The sequence below is a fragment of the Neisseria sp. HMSC078H04 genome, from assembly GCF_001838135.1.
Taxonomy (GTDB): Bacteria; Pseudomonadota; Gammaproteobacteria; order Burkholderiales; family Neisseriaceae; genus Neisseria.
Genome location: NZ_KV835851.1, coordinates 60,526 through 77,758 on the forward strand (window position 1 = coordinate 60,526; position 17,233 = coordinate 77,758).

The window sequence follows — 17,233 nt, forward strand, 5'->3', positions numbered from 1 at the left end:
TTCCTTTGAAAACAAGGGGGCTTTAAAGCCCCCTGATTCTACTCCTTATTATTCAACTGCGGTAATACGGAGCCTTCGCCCAATGCCAACAAACCACTTTGCGAGTAAATACCCAGTTTGGCGCGGGTGTCGGTGATGTCGAGGTTGCGCATGGTCAGTTGGCCGATGCGGTCGAGCGGTGTGAACGCTGCGTCTTCGACTTTTTCCATGCTCAGGCGTTCGGGTTGGTAGGTCAGGTTAGGCGATTCGGTGTTCAGAATCGAGTAGTCGTTGCCGCGGCGCAGCTCGAGGGTGACTTCGCCGGTGATGGCTTTGGCAACCCAGCGTTGGGCGGTTTCGCGCAACATGAGGGCTTGGCTGTCAAACCAGCGGCCTTGGTAGAGCAGGCGGCCGAGGCGCAGGCCGTTGATGCGGTATTGTTCGATGGTGTCTTCGTTGTGGATGCCGGTAACCAAGCGTTCGTAGGCGATGTGGAACAATGCCATGCCCGGGGCTTCGTAGATGCCGCGCGATTTGGCTTCGATGATGCGGTTTTCGATTTGGTCGCTCATGCCCAAGCCGTGACGGCCGCCGATGCGGTTGGCTTCGAGGAAGAGTTCGACAGGATCGGCGTATTCTTTGCCGTTTAATGCAACCGGCACGCCTTCTTCAAAGCGCACGCTGACTTCTTCGGGTTTGACTTCGACGTTTTCGTCCCAGAAGGCAACGCCCATGATAGGCTTAACGATTTTGATGCCGCTGTTGAGAAATTCCAAGTCTTTGGCTTCGTGCGTCGCGCCGAGCATATTGGAGTCGGTGGAGTAGGCTTTCTCCACCGACATTTTGTAGTTGAAGCCGTTGGCAATCAGAAATTCGCTCATTTCGTGGCGGCCGCCAAGTTCGTCGATAAATTGTTGGTCGAGCCAAGGTTTGTAGATTTTCAGCGCGGGATTGGTCAAGAGGCCGTAGCGGTAGAAACGCTCGATGTCGTTGCCTTTGTAGGTGCTGCCGTCGCCCCAGATATTCACATCGTCTTCTTTCATGGCGGAAACGAGCATGGTGCCGGTAACGGCGCGGCCCAAAGGCGTGGTGTTGAAGTAGGCGATGCCGCCGGTGGAAACGTGGAACGCGCCGCATTGGATGGCGGCGATGCCTTCATGTGCCAATTGTGCGCGGCAGTCGATTAAGCGGGCGTTTTCTGCACCGTATTCCATCGCTTTTTTAGGAATGGCGTTGTAGTCGTCTTCGTCGGGCTGGCCAAGGTTGGCAGTGTAGGCGTAAGGCAGCGCACCTTTGAGTTTCATCCACAGCAGCGCGGCGGAGGTATCAAGGCCGCCGGAGAAGGCGATGCCGACTTTTTGGCCGACGGGGAGATTTTGTAAAATGGTATGGTTTTGGCTCATGGGAATTTCTCCAGACTTGAAAAGTTGAAACCATTATCTTATAAATGGAATACATTGTCAGCAATTAGGCCGTCTGAATGTTCGGAGGGCCGTATTAAAGAAACCTCATCATGAACGCTTTTAACCTCATTATCATCGGCGACGAAATCTTACACGGCAGCCGCCAAGACAAGCATTTCGCCTTTTTCAAATCTTTATTGGAATCGCACGGGCTGAAGCTCAATCAGGTGCAATATCTGCCCGACGAACCCGAATTGCTGGTCAAACAGCTGCGCCGCAGTTTTTCAGACGGCCTGCCGACTTTCGTTACCGGCGGTATCGGCTCTACACCTGACGACCATACGCGCCAAGCCGCCGCTGCTGCTTTGGATTTGCCTGTCGTCCGTCATCCTGAAGCCGCCAAGTTTATCGAAGGCGTGACCCGGAAACGCGGCGAGCCGCTTGATTCGCCGGAACACGCCCAACGCCTGAAAATGGCGGATTTTCCCGAAGGCGCGGAATTGGTGCCCAATCCGTTTAACAACATCGCCGGATTTTCCATCCGCGAGCATTATTTCTTCCCCGGCTTCCCCGTGATGGCGCACCCGATGGCCGAATGGGTATTGGAAACTTATTACGCCGACCGCTTCAACCAAACCGAACGCGGCAGCCGCAGCGTGTATGTGTTCGACCAACCCGAATCGCGCATTACGCCGATTATGGAACATCTTGAGCGTACCTACGTCGGTATCCGTTCGTACAGCCTGCCCACCGTGGGCCGTACCGATCCAGACGGTCGTTATATTCCGCCGCATATCGAGTTCGGCATTAAGGCGGAAGGCGAGGCCTGCCGCTTGCTGGATGCTGCGTGGGAAGATGCGTTGCAGGGTTTGCAGGCGATTGGCGCGACTTTGAAAGAAACGGTGGAATAATGCACTTATCCCCAGCCCAATCCAGACGCGCACTGATTTTTGCCTCTTTGCTGTTTTTACCGCCGACCCTCATCATTGGTATTTGGCTGGCGCAATATGGCGGCTTTGCTTTTGAGCCGCCGCTGATGCACGCTGTCCATGCCCACGCGGGAACATGGTTTGACCCGATTGCCACCGTGTTGCACTATCTGGGTAAAACCGCGATTGCCGTGCCGCTGATCGGCGCGGTTGCTGCCGCCCTATATTTCACCAATAAGAAGCGTGAAGCACTGTTTTGCGTGTTGGCGGCATTGGTGCCGACTGTGAACATGCTGATTGTGAAAGTATGGTTTGCACGCGAACGTCCGCTGCTTTGGCAGCGCCTGATTGAAGAGAGCAATTTTTCCTTCCCCAGCGGCCACAGTACGTTTTCCGCCGCCATTGCCGTCATGCTGATATTGCTTTGCCGCCGCACGCGCTATCGCCGCGCCGCTTGGATAGGCGGTATTTCCTTTGCCCTGTTGACCGGGTTCTCACGCATTTATTTGGGCGTGCATTATCCCACCGACGTTTGGGCAGGCTGGACAAACGGCACGCTGACTGCCTTGCTGGTGTATATGCTCATCTTCAGGCCGTCTGAAAAATAGAAGAAATAATTATGAATACACGTTCACCTAACACGCCTTATTGGCTCAGAAACGGCCATGCCGACACTCTGTTTGCCAAGTTGCTGCAAGGCAAAGAGCCCGACTACCGCCGCGAGCTTTTGCCCGACAGTACCGGCAAAACCCAAGTTGCCTACGATTTTGTCGACAGCGCCGATCCCGATGCGCCGTTGGTGGTTTTGTTCCACGGACTGGAAGGTAGCAGCGAGAGCCATTACGCGGTCGAATTGATGAAAGCCGTACAGCAGCGCGGTTGGAACGGCGTGGTTGCCCATTTCCGCAGTTGCGGCGGCATAGAAAACACCGCGCCCGTGTTCTACCATCTCGGCGATACGCCCGAAATCGCTTATATGCTCAACACGCTGGCACAACGCTATTCAACCATCTACGCCGTCGGCGTTTCTTTGGGGGGTAATGCCCTGGCCAAATATTTGGGCGAGCAGGGCAGCAATGCCGTTCCGCGTGCTTCTGCCGTCGTTTCCGCGCCGGTTGATGCCGTGGCGGCAGGTACGCGTTTCGATCATGGCATGACGCGACTGATTTACACGCGCTATTTTTTAAACTCGCTGTTGCCGAAAGCCCGAGCGATTCCCCGGTTTCAGACGGCCTTAAGCCAGCAAAACTGCAAAACGCTTGGCGACTTTGACGACCGCTTTACCGCGCCGCTACACGGTTTTGCCGACCGTCATGATTACTATCGCCGCAATTCCTGCAAACCATTCCTGAAAGGCGTGGATACGCCGTTGCTGTTGCTTAATGCCGTCAACGACCCTTTCCTGCCGCCGGAAGCCCTGCCGACCGGGCGGGACGTGTCCTCGGCCGTTACGCTGCTGCAACCGGCATACGGCGGTCATGTCGGCTTTGTCAGCCGCGATCAAGGCTGTCTGAATCTGCAATGGCTGCCGCAAACCGTGTTGGACTATTTCAAACAGTATCAGCCGTAAATAGAAAAGGGCATGTATGCGACATGCCCTTAGGGTGTAGAAAGGAAAAAGGCCGTCTGAAAAGAGTTTCAGACGGCCTTTTGAATAGCTTGATTATTTGCCTTTGTCGGCTTTGGCTTCTTTTTTCAGAGAAGCGTACAACTCAGGGTCGCGGTTTTTCAGCAGGGACGCAACGGCCAAGTCGTCACGGTTGACTTTAGCCAAATCTACGCGCTCGATGTGTACCAAACGCAGCAATTCGCGTACAGGTTTAGGCATATTGCGGCCGGATTCGTAACGGGAACCACCGGATTGAGTCACACCAATGCGGCTCCAGAAGTCCATTTGGTTCAGGCCGAGTTTTTTACGGATATCGCGGATGTTTTCAATTTTTTCGAACGATTTCATGAATCTTCCTTATTGTGGTATTTGTTGCATGCCTCTAGGCATAAAAATGGGTCTGCAAGAATGCCGGCATCCCTTTTCCTGTAGGCTTTTGGGGTGATATGTGGGCGTATTGCAAATGACTGATCTAGATAATTAGACAGTATATTCGAAAGAAGTTTTCCGCTGTCTGCCATAATTTGTGTAAATATTTCTTAATTCATTATTTCGGTAAATTTTCATTATATAAATCATTAAATTATGCGTTTATCTTAAATATGGCGTAAGCAAATTTTTACATAATTAAACAATTCAATTTGGGTAAAAACTTAATTTCGAGTTTTTATTCGGTTTTATAGGTTGAGAATGCGAATAAATTTCAGGCCGTCTGAATCTATGTTTTCAGACGGCCTGAAGGTTTTTTCAAGGTTAAGGCTTACCGCTGGCTGGGCTGATGGTGAGGATTTCGTAGCCGGTTTCGGTAACCAAAACTTCGTGTTCCCACTGGGCGGAGAGTGAGCGGTCTTTGGTGACCACTGTCCAACCGTCGTTCAGGATGCGCAGATGGCGTTTGCCTTGGTTGATCATCGGCTCGATGGTAAAAATCATGCCCGGTTTGAGGACGAGGCCCTGACCTTTGCGGCCGTAGTGGACCACTTGCGGCGCTTCGTGGAAACCGCGGCCGATGCCGTGTCCGCAGAATTCCTGTACTACGGAGTAGCCGGCATTTTCGGCAACCTGTTGGCAGGCATAGCCAACATCGCCGAGGGTGGCGCCGGGTTTGACCGCCTCAATACCTGCCATCATGGAGGCGTGGGTCACGTCGATCAGGCGTTGGGCAATCGGGGAGACTTTGCCGACGGTAAACATACGGCTGGAATCGCCGTGGAAGCCGTCTTTTTTAATGGTCAGGTCGATGTTGACGATGTCGCCTTCTTTCAGCGGCTTGTCATCGGGAATGCCGTGGCAGATGACGTGGTTGACGGAGGTGCAGCAGGATTTCGGGTAGGGCGGGTTGCCGTAGTTGAGGGGGGCCGGATAACCGCCTTGAACGTTGACGTGGTAGTCGTAAACGAGTTTGTCGATTTCGTTGGTGGTTACGCCGGGTTTGACAAATTGGCCGATGTAATCGAGGGCTTCGGCGACCAAGCGGCCGAGTTCGCGCATTTTTTCGATTTCTTCGGGGGTTTTGATGATGACTTTGTCCATGAGGTTTCCTTCTTGTTTCAGACGGCATGGAGGCCGTCTGAACGTGACGGGTGTGCCGTCTGTTTAAAACAGGTTGTCGAGATTGTCTTTATTGCGCGGTTTGGCTTGTGATTTGGCTTCAGGCTCGGCTTTCGGAGTCGGTTTGGACTCGGGGGCTTTGGCTTTTGCCGGTTTGTTTTCTGCTGCTTGTGCGGCCGGTTTGCTGTCTGCGGCTTTGTTTGCTACCGGCTGGCTGTCTGCTTGAGGTGTGTTTTGAGCGGCAGGGCTGCTGTTGTCGGATTGTGTTTTTTCTGATTTGTCGGCTTCAGCGCGTTTGTTTTCTGTGCGTTTGCTGCGGTGTGTAGTGGGGCGGTCGTTTTTTGCACCTTCTTCCGCTTTTTCGCTTTTTTCGTCCTGTGGGACGACAGGGTTTCCGGAGGCGGTTTTTGCGTCGCCGTCTTTGGCAGGCTGAACGGTTTCAGGTTCGATTGCGCCGTTGGGGCGCCAAACTTCAATGCGTGTGTCGGTTTGTTCGGCAGGGCTTTTTTCGGGTACGTCGGTTTTACCGGAGTTTAGGGTGCTGAATACGCCGGCAACAAGGGCGGCAACGGCGATAAAGCTGACAAGGAATAAAGCGCGGATTAGGTGTTTGGGCTTAAGTTGGAAAGGGGTTTTATTATTCTTGGACATGATGTGGCAGGTAATCGTTGGAGGAATGGCCGTCTGAATATTCAGACGGCCTGGGTTGCCTGTGAATCAGTTGGCAACGTAGTTTTGATAGAGGGTCACGACTTTTTGTACGCCGACGGTCGTGCTGACTTTTTGGGTCACGCGGGCTTGCTCGTCAGGCGTGAGGATGCCCATCACATAGGTCACGTTGCCGTAAGTCACGATTTTGACGCGTGCCTGGGTGGCCGGGCTGAGGCCCAACAGGGTGGCGCGGACTTTGGATGTACCCCAAGTATCGTTGGTCACATCGCCGAGCGAACGCGCTTGTGAGGCAACGGTGATGTAGTTGTACACGCCTTCTGCGGCTTGTTCGGAACGGGCGATGCGTTCAACAAATTGTTTTTCGCCTTCGGTAGCCACTTGGCCGAGCAGGAGCAGGTGGCGGTTGTAGCTGACAACGTTCAGTTTGGGCTTGTAGCCTTCGACTTGGTTGTTCTGGCGCAGGTAGGAGCGTGCAGTGGTTTCGACGCGCAAGGCCATAACGTTGTCGTCGGTTTGCGCGCCGGTGGTGCGGCGGTCGACGGCGGATTTGGTGCCGACGGCTGCACCGCCGATCAGTGCGCCGACGCAGCCGCTCAGACTCAGGCTCAAAAGGGTCGCAGTCAGAACGGGGAGGGCGTAGCGTTTGATATTCTTCATATCCTTTTCCTTGGGTATGGACGGTTGGGTGTTCAGACGGCCTTTAAGGGATGGGCCGTCTGAAAAGAAAGGGTTACATGCCTTCAAGCAGGACGGAGTCGATGCAGTCGCACATGGCGTGAATCAGCAGAATATGGTTTTCCTGAATGCGGGCAGTACGCGGATAAGGGACGTTGAGCAAAACGTCGGTATCTTTGAGCATGGCGGCGATTTTGCCGCCGTCGCGGCCGGTCATGGCGATGACGTGCATATCGCGTTCGTGTGCCGCTTTGATGGCTTCGATGACGTTGGCGGAATTGCCGGAGGTGGAGATGCCGACCAATACGTCGCCGGCACGTCCGAGCGCGCGCACTTGTTTGCTGAATACGTGGTCGAAACCATAGTCGTTGCCGATGGCGGTCAGGGCGGAAGTGTCCGTCGTCAGCGCGACCGCGGCCAATTCCATGCGCTCTTTTTCAAAACGGCCGGTCATTTCGGCGGCGAAGTGTTGCGCGTCGGCAGCCGAACCGCCGTTGCCGCAGGCCAGGATTTTGCCGTCGTTCATCAGGCATTGCAGCATCAGCTCGGCGGCCTGTGCGGTCGGCTCGACCAGTACTTTTTCAGCTTCCTGCTTGGCGCGGATGCTCTCGGCAAAATGTGCGGAAACGCGTTCTTGTAATGTTGTCATGAGGTTAACCTGTAATATTTTGAATCCATTCGGGCGGACCGTCGCCCTCGATCAGTACCGCGTCCAGGCGGCAGGGCGCATGGTTTAACCCGTGCTTTTGCAGATAATACTCTACACTTCGTTGCAATTTCAATAATTTGGACGGCGAGATGCTGTATGCGGCACCACCGAAACCTCGGTTTTTGCGGTATTTTACTTCAACAAACACAATCGTACCGCCGTTTTTGACGATTAAATCGATTTCGCCGTAGGCGCAATGCCAGTTCCGCGCCAGCAGAGAGCAGCCTTTGCCCAGCAGGAATGCCAGCGCCGCATCTTCGGCCGCCGCTCCCTGTTTGTGGTTTAAGCGCATGAAAAGTTTACCCGTTATATAATCATTGTTTTTAAAGAGACGCCGTTTCAGACGGCCTTGAATCTATGTACACAAAACACCTGCAAAAAGCCGTCGACAGCATCGAAAAACAGACATTATACGTTGTCGCCACACCCATCGGCAATTTAGCCGACATAACGTTGCGCGCACTGGCCGTGCTGCAAAAGGCCGATATTATCTGCGCCGAGGACACCCGTGTTACCGCCCAGCTTTTGAGTGCGTACGGCATTCAGGGCAAACTCGTGAGCGTGCGCGAACACAACGAGCAGCAAATGGCCGACAAAATCATCGCCTATCTTTCAGACGGCCTGAGCGTTGCCCAAGTTTCGGATGCGGGTACGCCTGCGGTTTGCGATCCGGGTGCAAAACTTGCTGCCCGCGTGCGCGAAGCCGGATTTAAAGTGGTGCCTGTGGTCGGCGCAAGCGCGGTCATGGGGGCATTGAGCGTGGCCGGTGTGACGGAATCCGATTTTTACTTCAATGGTTTCTTGCCGCCTAAGGCTGGCGAACGCCAAAAGCTGCTGGCCAAATGGGCGGAAGCCGATTTTCCGATTGTGATGTTTGAAACGCCGCACCGCATCGAGGCAAGCCTTGCGGATATGGCCGCGCAGTTCCCCGAACGCCGTTTGACTTTGGCGCGCGAAATCACCAAAACGTTTGAAACCTTCCTCAGCGGCACGGTTGCCGAAATCCAAGCCGCCCTTAAAAACGACAGCAACCAAACACGTGGCGAGATGGTGCTGGTGTTGCACCCTGCGGTGAAAGAGAAACACAGCGATTTGCCCGAGGCGGCGCAAAACACGATGAAAATCCTTGCGGCCGAGTTGCCGACCAAACAGGCCGCCGAGCTTGCCGCCAAGATTACCGGCGAAAGCAAAAAAGCCTTGTACGATTTAGCGTTGGAGTGGAAACGGATTTCAGACGACGCTTGAGGTCTTGCAGGCTTATTTCTCTCAACCTGTGGTGTGAACGATGCGACGATTTCCTACAGGCAAGGCTGGGTATTGTTCGTTATCCGTTTGCCGGTTCTACAGGCTTTACATAGGTAAAGTTTTGTTTGCCGCATTGCTCCCCCCCCCCTTGCAATTTACACTGACACCGCATACAACTTGTATGTTCTTAAATCTTTCAACCTACGGGAGTAGACTTATGAAACAAAACATCATCGTTGCCTTATTCAACATCTCCAGCGAAGCTTATCAAGCCTTTTCTGAATTGAAAGCTTACTCGCAGACAATAGATGCTTTGGTGGCACAAGCCGTTTTGATTAAAAAGGAAAATGGTCTGATTATCCCAGCAGAAAGCACCGACTTTACCGCCAATACGGTCGAAGGCGCATGGACGGGCGGCCTCATTGGTTCACTGGTCGGCATTCTCGGCGGTCCTATCGGTGTTCTGTTGGGTGGAGCTACTGGCGCACTCATCGGCAGTGATGCAGGCACTGCCCAAACATTGGGAGAGGAGTTGTTGCTGGAAATTACAGCCAAAAAACTGGATAACGGCAGTACTGCAATCATTATTTTGGCGCAAGAATCCGACGAAGCTGTATTGGATGCCTTCTTCCACCGTTTCAAAACCGTTATTCTCCGGCAAGATGCAGCCGTTGCCCAACAGGACGTATTGGCTGCAATAGAAGCGCAGGAAGAAGTGGCACGTCAGGCACACGAAGCTTGGAAAAAACAGCGCAAAGCCGAGCGCAAAGAGAAAGTGGAAGCCTTCAAGGCCGACATCAAACAAAAATTCGACAAATTGGCAGCCAAGTTGAAATAACACTGCCACCAACCCAAGGTATGTAACCGCTCAAATTTTCCGTTTCGGATGCATGCCAAACCAGTTTGAGGCTACCTGAAAATCTATTTTTCAGGTAGCCTCTCCCTTTTTCATGCCCCGAGACCTTTGCAAAGGTCTCGGCCTTTTTATAATTGGATTTTAGATTGATCCAATAGGTTCAATACGCTTCTAAGTTTGCGTTTCAGACGGCCGCGATGTTTGGCAAACCTGCTTCAACGCTGCCATGCGCTGCGCAAATATTCGATGCAGTCGGTCAGGGCGTAAAACGGGGCGTTGCCGTGATTGGCGTTGGGGTAGAGGGTGAAGCGGACATCTGCGCCGAGGTGGTGCAAAGTGCCGGCAAGGATTTTGGCTTGTGCAACCATGCCGCTGCTGGTTTGGTCGGGGCGGTTGTTTCTGCCTTCATGTTCGCCTGCGCCAAGGCGGATGCCGATTCCTTGTGGCAAAGTGTCGGGCAGCCAATCGAGGACGCGGCGGTCTTGCCACCAGATAGACGGTGACACCAGCAAATAATGGCGGAATCGTTCGGGGCGGATGAACAGGGAATAGAGACCGTACAAGGCGCCGAATGAGTGGCCGAAGACGGCTTGGTTTTGGGTATCGATGCGGTATTTGCTGTCGAGCAGGGCGGAGAGTTCGTCATCGAGAAAGCGGCTGAAGCGGTCGGCTTGGCCGTATTGTTTGCGTTCGGATTCGGGCGCGTTGTCGGGCAGCGGCGGCGTGTAGTCGAGGGCGCGTTGGCTTAAGTCGCGAATGGTGCCGCCGGTGTAGCCGATGCCGACAATCAGACAGGCGGCATGGCTTTTGGTAATGGGGTTGATGAGCAGGGATTGCGCCATATTGAGGATGGCAGGGAAAAAGGCATCCCCGTCAAGAATATACAGTACGGGATAGCCTCCTGCCGGACGTTCGCCGAGTGTCGCGGCTTGAATGCGGTAGGTGCGGCCGGTGTGTGCGGAGGTAATGGAAGTTTCTTCGGCTTGCAGCAGGGTGGCGGCTTGCCAGTTGGGGCGGATGGGCATGATGGGGTGCTTTAGTCAATGGGTTGTTTAAGTAAAAGGGGAAAAGGCCGTCTGAACAATGGTTTTCAGACGGCCTTATTGTACGGATTTCTGCCTTTTTAACAATACGCGCGATTAGCGTACGTCAACATAGGAGCTGCTGTGCAGTTCGCGCAGGAGGTTGGTGGTCGCCTGTTGCGCTTTTTGTTGGGACAGGTATTGGCGGACGGCGTTTTGTTGACGCTCTTCAGGCGTACCTGCTTCGCGGACGTCGTTCAGCTTGATGATGTGCCAGCCGAATTGGGTGCGGACAGGGGCGCTGATTTGGCCGGGTTTGAGTTTGTGGACGGCTTCTTCAAACGGGGCAACCATCATGCCGTCGGCAAACCAGCCCAAATCGCCGCCATTGCCGGCGCTGCTGTCTTGCGAGTATTGGCGTGCCAAACCGCCGAAATCTGCGCCGCTGCGGGCTTGTGAGTAGATTTTGCGGATGGTACTTTCTGCGCCGACGGCGGCATTGTCGTTGTCGGCTTTAATGAGGATGTGTTGGGCATGGTATTGGCGCACAGGGTCTGCTTCAGGCAGGGTCACGCCTTGTTGTTTGGCCTGCTCGATGTAACGTGCCACTTCGGAGTCGCTGACGCGGCTGTTTTGCATGATGGCTTGTTGGCGCACTTTTTCAACAATAATGCTGTCGGCGATGTCTTGACGGACGGCGGCAGACGGATTTTTGATGTTGGGGTTGTGCGCGATAACGGCTTCGATTTCGCTATCGGTCGCTTGGATGTTGCGGCGTTTGCCGGCTTGGAGGATCAGGGATTGGTTGATCATTTGTGCCAAAACCTGTTGGCGCAGCTCGTTGGCGTCCATTTGTGTACCTTTCGGCATGGTTTGACGCGCTTGTGCCACGGCTTGTTCTACTTGGCGGTGGGTAATGACTTCGTTGTCGACAATCGCGGCAATGCCGTCTGAAAGATGTACGCCGCTTTGTACGGCAGGCATGGTGGTGGCGCTGACGGCAGCTGCTTTGGCTACGCGCGCTTTGCCTGCTTTGGCTTTAGGGGCGGCGTGTGCGCCTACTGCGAGAGTGAGTGCGGCGACGAGAATCAGGGGTTTGAAGTTCATTGTTTGACTACCTCGTTGGTTTTGCTGTAACCGGGAATGGCTAAGCGGAGTTTTTCGAATGGGTTGTTGCCGATATTGCTCAAGTCTTTGAGTTGGAGGTTGAAGAATACGGCGTTTTTGTGGCTGTTTTCGCCGGTAACATAGCGTTGGCCGACCAAGCTTGCGCTCCAGCAGCCACAGTTGCTTTTGTATTCTGCACCGATGAGCATTTCCAGCGGTTTTTTGGCTTCGATTTCATAGTTGTAACGGGCGACAGCGTACAGGTTTTTACTCAACGGCCATTGGGCGGCAAGGTCGATTTGGCTGAGCCTGTCGTAGAAATAGTCGCCGTTGGCTTGCAGATAGATGCGCTCGTTGCGTCCGTATTTGTAGCGCGCGCTTAAGACTTTGCCGGGTTCGGGGTTGTAGGCAATCCCTGCAGCGTAGCTTTCGGCACGGCTTTGGTTTTGGTTGTAGTGGATGTCCAAGTCGATGCGGATGCTCGGGGTAATGTTGCCATGTGCAAAGGCTACCCAGTCGGACTGGCTGCGCGGATAACGGCTGACGCTGCCGTCAGGCAGGACGTTGTCGTTTTTGAAGTAAAACTTCTGGCCAATACCTGCACGGAAGAGTTCCGTACCGGTATTGGGGTTGAGGATGCGGCTTTGTGTGGCTAGCGTCAGGCTGTTGGCCGAATTGATGCGGTCGTTGCCCGAATACAGGTTTTCGCGGAACAGCTGCGAATAGGTAAAGCTGTTTTCGGAGCTGTCGAAATTAGGCAGGTCGTTTTGGGACTTGGTCGGAATGTAGTTGTAAAACAGGCGCGGTTCAAGCGTTTGCAGGTATTCCCCGCCGAAGAGCCGGGCCCTGCGCTCGAAAGTCAGGCCGCTGTCGACGTTGATAATCGGCAGGACGCGGCTGACATTGCGGCTGCTTTGGCCGTTGAAGCTGTTGAGGCTGTAATAAGTGGCATGCACGCCGACTTTAGGTCGAATGTAGCCCCATTGGTTGTGGAAGTCCCATTTGATGCTCGGGTAGAGTACCACGCGGCTACCGTCTTGCTTGGTGTCGTGGTCAAAGCGGGTAAATTGGCCGAACACGTTGAGTTGCGCTTTGCCGAGATGGCTTTGCCAACGACCGGTCAGGCGGGGCATGATGGCATAAGGCTCGTCTTTATAACCGTCTTGGTTGGCAAGCGTTTGGTATTTTTGTACGCGCAACGAGCCGTCGAAGCTGCCGCCCAACAGTTTGTCGCTGTAATTAAGCCATGCCTGACGGTCAAGGTTGACGTTGCGCGCGATGTCTTCGCGGCCGTAGAAGTCGCGGTAGTAATCGTCGTCGGAAACTTGGTTGTAGTTGATGCCGCCGCTGATTTTGCTGTTCAGCTGCTGCTGGTGTTTCCATTTGAACTGGTAGCGGTTGTTGTGGACGCTTTTTTGGTCGTTGGGCATCCAGTCGCCATCGACTTCGCCGCTGTAATTCGGTTGCAGATAACGGACTTGGCCACCCAATTGCACGCCGCGTTTACTGATAATGCCCGGGCGGATGGTGGCATCCAAATTTGGGGCAAGGTTGAAGTAGTAGGGCAGGCTCAGCTCAAGGCCGTCTGAACCTGTGGCAATGGTCGGAACGAGCAGGCCGCTTTTGCGGTTGCCGTTGATGGGAAAGTCCGCCCAAGGCGTGTAGAGGACGGGGACGCCGCCGAATACCAGCGAAGCGTGTTTGGCCACGCCGATGCCTGTCGATTCATCGGCTTCGATGCTTTGCGCTTGGATATACCAGCTGGCATCGCCGGGCGAACAGGTGTTGAATTTGGTATTGATGAGCTTGTAGAGGCCTTTGCCTTTGAGTTCGGCTTTTTCGCTGACACTTTGAAGGCGGCGGCCGCCTTGTTCGGTATTGAGGCGCACGGCGGTGCCGGAACCGGTCTGGTCTTTGAGGTTGTAAACCAATTGGTCGCCTGATACGGTCGAACCGTTTTGATACAGGGTAAAGCGGTCGCCGGCGGTCACGGTATCGGTGGCTTGGTCGTATTGCGCCCAATCGGCGTTGAGAACATCGGCATTGCGCTCGACAATGACATCGCCTTCGGCACGGACGCCGACTTGGGTCTGACCTTCTATTTTATCGGCGTTGACGCGGGTGTAATCGGCAGGCAGGGCAGGCTCGCCGCTGCGTTTGATTTCGGCGGTTTCGGCAGGCTTGGCATCTTCGTGGTCGCAAAACAGGCAAGTGCTGCCTAAGGAAAGCGGATCGGCTTCACTTTGGCTGGTTTTTGCCGGTTTGGACGCAGCGGTGTGGGCAGGGGTATAGTCTTCCGCCTGCGGAACAGAAGCATCTTCCGCGCGCACGGCTGTTGCGCCAAAGCCCATAATTAAGGCGAGTACCAAGGGTTTGAGTGAAAATAAACGAGCCAAAATCGCCCCTTAAATCGGTTTGCCAGTTAGAATAGCGGTTATTGTAACCTGAAATTCTGCGATACCGCTATGCAACGACAAACCGAATTACAAAACTGGCTGGAGTCTGTTTACCCAAACCAGCCGTTCGAATTGAGCTTTGCGGCAGCCGATGCCGACTTCCGCCGTTATTTCCGTGCGACGTTTTCAGACGGCCAGACCGTTATCTGTATGGACGCGCCTCCTGAGAAGATGAGTATTGCGCCGTATTTGAAAGTGCAAAAACTGTTTAACATGGTCAATGTGCCGCAAGTGCTTCATGTGGATGAAGCGTTGGGCTTTATGGTGCTGAACGATTTGGGCAATACCACATTCCTGACCGCGATGAATCAGGAAAACAGCGAAACCGCCCACAAAGCCCTGCTGCTCGAAGCCATCGACGAACTGATCGAACTGCAAAAAGCCAGCCAACCCGGCAAACTGCCGGAATACGACCGCGAAGTCATGCTGCGCGAGATTAACTTGTTCCCCGAATGGTTTGTGGCCAAAGAATTGGGCCGCGAGTTGACCTTCAAACAACGCCAGTTGTGGCAACAAACCGTCGATACTTTGCTGCCTCCCCTGTTGGCACAACCTAAAGTTTACGTTCACCGCGACTTTATCGTCCGCAATCTGATGCTGGCAAAAGGCCGCCCGGGTGTGTTGGACTTCCAAGACGCGCTTTACGGCCCGATTTCCTATGATTTGGTATCGCTGCTGCGCGATGCATTTATCGAATGGGAAGAAGAATTTGTATTGGACTTGGTCATCCGTTACTGGGAAAAAGCACGCGCTGCCGAGCTACCAGTGCCTGCCGAGTTTGACGAGTTCTACCGCTGGTTTGAATGGATGGGCGTACAACGCCATTTGAAAGTGGCCGGTATTTTTGCCCGTCTGTACTACCGCGACGGCAAAGACAAATACCGCCCTGAAATTCCGCGCTTCTTGAACTACTTGCGCCGCGTATCCCGCCGTTACAACGATTTGGCGCCGCTGTATGCATTGCTGGTCGAATTGGTCGGCGATGACGAATTGGAAACAGGCTATACCTTCTAAGCTTGGTTTTAAGATTTGATTCCACTTTTCAGACGGCCTGATCAACAAAAGGCCGTCTGAAACCTTTACAGAACACACAACATGACTTACATGATTTACCCCAAAACCTACGACGTGATTGTCGTCGGTGGCGGCCATGCCGGTACCGAAGCCGCGCTTGCCGCCGCACGTATGGGTGCGCAAACCCTGCTGCTCTCACACAACATCGAAACCCTCGGCCAAATGTCGTGCAACCCTTCCATCGGCGGCATCGGCAAAGGTCACCTCGTGCGCGAACTCGACGCATTGGGCGGCGCGATGGCGTTGGCCACCGACAAATCCGGTATCCAGTTCCGCCGCTTGAACGCCAGCAAAGGCGCGGCAGTGCGAGCTACGCGTGCGCAGGCAGACCGTATCCTATATAAAGCCGCCATCCGCGAAATGTTGGAAAACCAAGAAAACCTCGACCTTTTCCAACAAGCCGTTGAAGACGTCACACTCGACGGCGAACGCATCAGCGGCGTGGTTACTGCGATGGGCGTGGAGTTTAAAGCACGCGCCGTCGTGTTGACCGCAGGCACGTTTTTGTCCGGCAAAATCCATATCGGTTTGGAAAACTACGAAGGCGGCCGTGCCGGCGACCCAGCCGCCAAATCGCTCGGCGGCCGTTTGCGCGAATTGAACCTGCCTCAAGGCCGTCTGAAAACCGGCACGCCGCCGCGTATCGACGGACGCACGATTGATTTCTCCCAACTGACCGAACAGCCCGGCGACACGCCCGTTCCCGTAATGTCCGTACGCGGCAGCGCCGATATGCACCCGCGCCAAGTGTCTTGCTGGATTACGCATACCAACACGCAAACCCACGACATCATCCGCTCAGGCTTCAACCGCAGCCCGATGTTTACCGGCAAAATCGAAGGCGTGGGTCCGCGTTATTGCCCGTCTATCGAAGACAAAATCAACCGCTTCGCCGACAAAGACAGCCACCAGATTTTCCTCGAACCCGAAGGCCTGACCACGCACGAATACTATCCTAACGGTATCTCCACCAGCCTGCCGTTCGACATCCAAATCGCGCTCGTTCGCAGCATGAAAGGCCTTGAAAACGCCCATATCCTGCGCCCCGGCTACGCCATCGAATACGACTATTTCGATCCGCGCAACCTTAAAGCCAGCCTCGAAACCAAAACCATCCAAGGCCTCTTCTTTGCCGGACAAATCAACGGCACCACCGGCTACGAAGAAGCCGCCGCGCAAGGCCTGCTCGCAGGCGCGAACGCTGTGCAATACATCCGCGAACAAGACCCGCTCCTGTTGCGCCGCGAACAAGCCTATCTCGGCGTATTGGTGGACGACCTCATCACCAAAGGCGTGAACGAGCCCTACCGCATGTTCACCAGCCGCGCCGAATACCGCCTGCAACTCAGGGAAGACAACGCCGATATGCGCCTGACCGAAGACGGCTACAAAATCGGCTTGGTGGGTGAAGAGCAATGGCGCATGTTCAACGAAAAACGCGAAGCCATCGAGCGCGAAATCCAACGTTTGAAAACAACGTGGTACACGCCGCAAAAACTCGCTGAAGAAGAGCAGCTGCGCGTATTCGGCCAAAAACTCAGCCGCGAAGCCAACCTGCACGACCTCCTGCGCCGCCCGAACCTCGACTACGCCGCGCTGATGACCCTGCCCGACGCACAACCTGAAACCGCACTTGCCGACAGCGTGATTGAACAAGTCGAAATCCAAGTCAAATATCAAGGCTATATCGACCGCCAAAACGAAGAAATCGACAGCCGCCGCGACATCGAAACCTTAAAGCTGCCCGAGGATATCGATTACAGCAAAGTCAAAGGTTTGTCAGCAGAAGTGCAGCAAAAGCTCAACCAGCACAAACCCGAAACCGTCGGCCAAGCCAGCCGCATTTCCGGCGTAACACCTGCCGCCGTCGCATTGCTGATGGTGCATCTGAAACGTGGGTTTAAAGATGCCAAGTAAGGTTTAATTTGAATAAAGGCCGTCTGAAA

17 protein-coding genes are annotated in these 17,233 nt (G+C 54.2%); 7 read left to right on the forward strand and 10 right to left on the reverse strand.

The window, feature by feature from the left end; translation table 11 throughout:
- Window positions 1-38: 38 nt before the first annotated feature.
- Complete coding sequence (argG, locus tag HMPREF2560_RS08595) at window positions 39-1,382, reverse strand: argininosuccinate synthase (RefSeq protein ID WP_004520241.1); 1,344 nt, start codon at window positions 1,380-1,382, stop codon at window positions 39-41.
- A gap of 110 nt (window positions 1,383-1,492) precedes the next feature.
- Here argG and HMPREF2560_RS08600 point away from each other — a divergent pair, with 110 nt between their 5' ends.
- From HMPREF2560_RS08600 to HMPREF2560_RS08610, 3 genes are read left to right on the forward strand one after another with little or no spacing between them, the layout of a single operon-like run.
- Window positions 1,493-2,293, forward strand: coding sequence for a competence/damage-inducible protein A (locus tag HMPREF2560_RS08600; protein WP_070608428.1), 801 nt, complete (start codon window positions 1,493-1,495; stop codon window positions 2,291-2,293).
- Entirely contained in the window at window positions 2,293-2,919 is a 627-nt protein-coding gene (locus HMPREF2560_RS08605; protein WP_070608429.1) for a phosphatase PAP2 family protein, read from the forward strand. The genes HMPREF2560_RS08600 and HMPREF2560_RS08605 overlap by 1 nt, the downstream gene beginning before the upstream one ends.
- A gap of 11 nt (window positions 2,920-2,930) precedes the next feature.
- Window positions 2,931-3,881 carry a YheT family hydrolase gene (locus HMPREF2560_RS08610; RefSeq protein ID WP_070608431.1) on the forward strand — a complete coding sequence of 317 codons (951 nt, stop codon included), beginning with the start codon at window positions 2,931-2,933 and terminating at the stop codon, window positions 3,879-3,881.
- A gap of 93 nt (window positions 3,882-3,974) precedes the next feature.
- On the opposite strand, the gene HMPREF2560_RS08615 is transcribed toward HMPREF2560_RS08610, so the two are convergent.
- The 6 genes from HMPREF2560_RS08615 to HMPREF2560_RS08640 all read right to left on the reverse strand — a co-directional run bounded on the left by HMPREF2560_RS08615 (window position 3,975) and on the right by HMPREF2560_RS08640 (window position 7,819).
- A complete protein-coding gene (locus HMPREF2560_RS08615; protein WP_003684039.1) occupies window positions 3,975-4,268 on the reverse strand; it encodes a helix-turn-helix domain-containing protein in 294 nt (97 codons plus the stop codon).
- Between the two features lie 405 nt (window positions 4,269-4,673).
- Window positions 4,674-5,453, reverse strand: coding sequence for a type I methionyl aminopeptidase (gene map, locus HMPREF2560_RS08620; RefSeq protein ID WP_049336852.1), 780 nt, complete (start codon window positions 5,451-5,453; stop codon window positions 4,674-4,676).
- Between the two features lie 63 nt (window positions 5,454-5,516).
- Window positions 5,517-6,122 (reverse strand): hypothetical protein, encoded by a 606-nt coding sequence (locus HMPREF2560_RS08625; RefSeq protein WP_070608433.1) that lies wholly within the window; start codon window positions 6,120-6,122, stop codon window positions 5,517-5,519.
- Window positions 6,123-6,188: 66 nt separating this feature from the next.
- Complete coding sequence (locus HMPREF2560_RS08630; RefSeq protein ID WP_070608435.1) at window positions 6,189-6,800, reverse strand: BON domain-containing protein; 612 nt, start codon at window positions 6,798-6,800, stop codon at window positions 6,189-6,191.
- Between the two features lie 73 nt (window positions 6,801-6,873).
- Window positions 6,874-7,467 carry a phosphoheptose isomerase gene (locus tag HMPREF2560_RS08635; RefSeq protein ID WP_003749391.1) on the reverse strand — a complete coding sequence of 198 codons (594 nt, stop codon included), beginning with the start codon at window positions 7,465-7,467 and terminating at the stop codon, window positions 6,874-6,876.
- Window positions 7,468-7,471: 4 nt separating this feature from the next.
- The gene (locus HMPREF2560_RS08640; RefSeq protein ID WP_049322470.1) at window positions 7,472-7,819 is read right to left on the reverse strand and encodes a YraN family protein; all 348 of its coding nucleotides are present in this window, start codon (window positions 7,817-7,819) and stop codon (window positions 7,472-7,474) included.
- 65 nt (window positions 7,820-7,884) lie between these two features.
- Here HMPREF2560_RS08640 and rsmI point away from each other — a divergent pair, with 65 nt between their 5' ends.
- Window positions 7,885-8,772, forward strand: a complete 888-nt coding sequence (gene rsmI, locus HMPREF2560_RS08645; RefSeq protein WP_049336857.1) for a 16S rRNA (cytidine(1402)-2'-O)-methyltransferase — start codon at window positions 7,885-7,887, stop codon at window positions 8,770-8,772.
- Window positions 8,773-8,989: 217 nt separating this feature from the next.
- Window positions 8,990-9,610: a DUF1269 domain-containing protein gene (locus tag HMPREF2560_RS08650; protein ID WP_070873823.1), complete on the forward strand. Its 621-nt coding sequence runs from the start codon at window positions 8,990-8,992 to the stop codon at window positions 9,608-9,610.
- 233 nt (window positions 9,611-9,843) lie between these two features.
- On the opposite strand, the gene HMPREF2560_RS08655 is transcribed toward HMPREF2560_RS08650, so the two are convergent.
- The 3 genes from HMPREF2560_RS08655 to HMPREF2560_RS08665 all read right to left on the reverse strand — a co-directional run bounded on the left by HMPREF2560_RS08655 (window position 9,844) and on the right by HMPREF2560_RS08665 (window position 14,153).
- On the reverse strand, window positions 9,844-10,653 hold the full coding sequence (locus HMPREF2560_RS08655) for an alpha/beta hydrolase (protein WP_070735019.1): 810 nt from the start codon (window positions 10,651-10,653) through the stop codon (window positions 9,844-9,846).
- Between the two features lie 114 nt (window positions 10,654-10,767).
- Window positions 10,768-11,757 (reverse strand): peptidylprolyl isomerase, encoded by a 990-nt coding sequence (locus HMPREF2560_RS08660; protein WP_070735021.1) that lies wholly within the window; start codon window positions 11,755-11,757, stop codon window positions 10,768-10,770.
- Complete coding sequence (locus HMPREF2560_RS08665) at window positions 11,754-14,153, reverse strand: LPS-assembly protein LptD (RefSeq protein ID WP_349267261.1); 2,400 nt, start codon at window positions 14,151-14,153, stop codon at window positions 11,754-11,756. The genes HMPREF2560_RS08660 and HMPREF2560_RS08665 overlap by 4 nt, the downstream gene beginning before the upstream one ends.
- Window positions 14,154-14,222: 69 nt before the next feature.
- Here HMPREF2560_RS08665 and amgK point away from each other — a divergent pair, with 69 nt between their 5' ends.
- Window positions 14,223-15,227 carry an N-acetylmuramate/N-acetylglucosamine kinase AmgK gene (gene amgK, locus HMPREF2560_RS08670; protein ID WP_070608444.1) on the forward strand — a complete coding sequence of 335 codons (1,005 nt, stop codon included), beginning with the start codon at window positions 14,223-14,225 and terminating at the stop codon, window positions 15,225-15,227.
- A gap of 81 nt (window positions 15,228-15,308) precedes the next feature.
- Window positions 15,309-17,204: a tRNA uridine-5-carboxymethylaminomethyl(34) synthesis enzyme MnmG gene (mnmG, locus tag HMPREF2560_RS08675; RefSeq protein WP_070608446.1), complete on the forward strand. Its 1,896-nt coding sequence runs from the start codon at window positions 15,309-15,311 to the stop codon at window positions 17,202-17,204.
- Window positions 17,205-17,233: the final 29 nt, after the last annotated feature.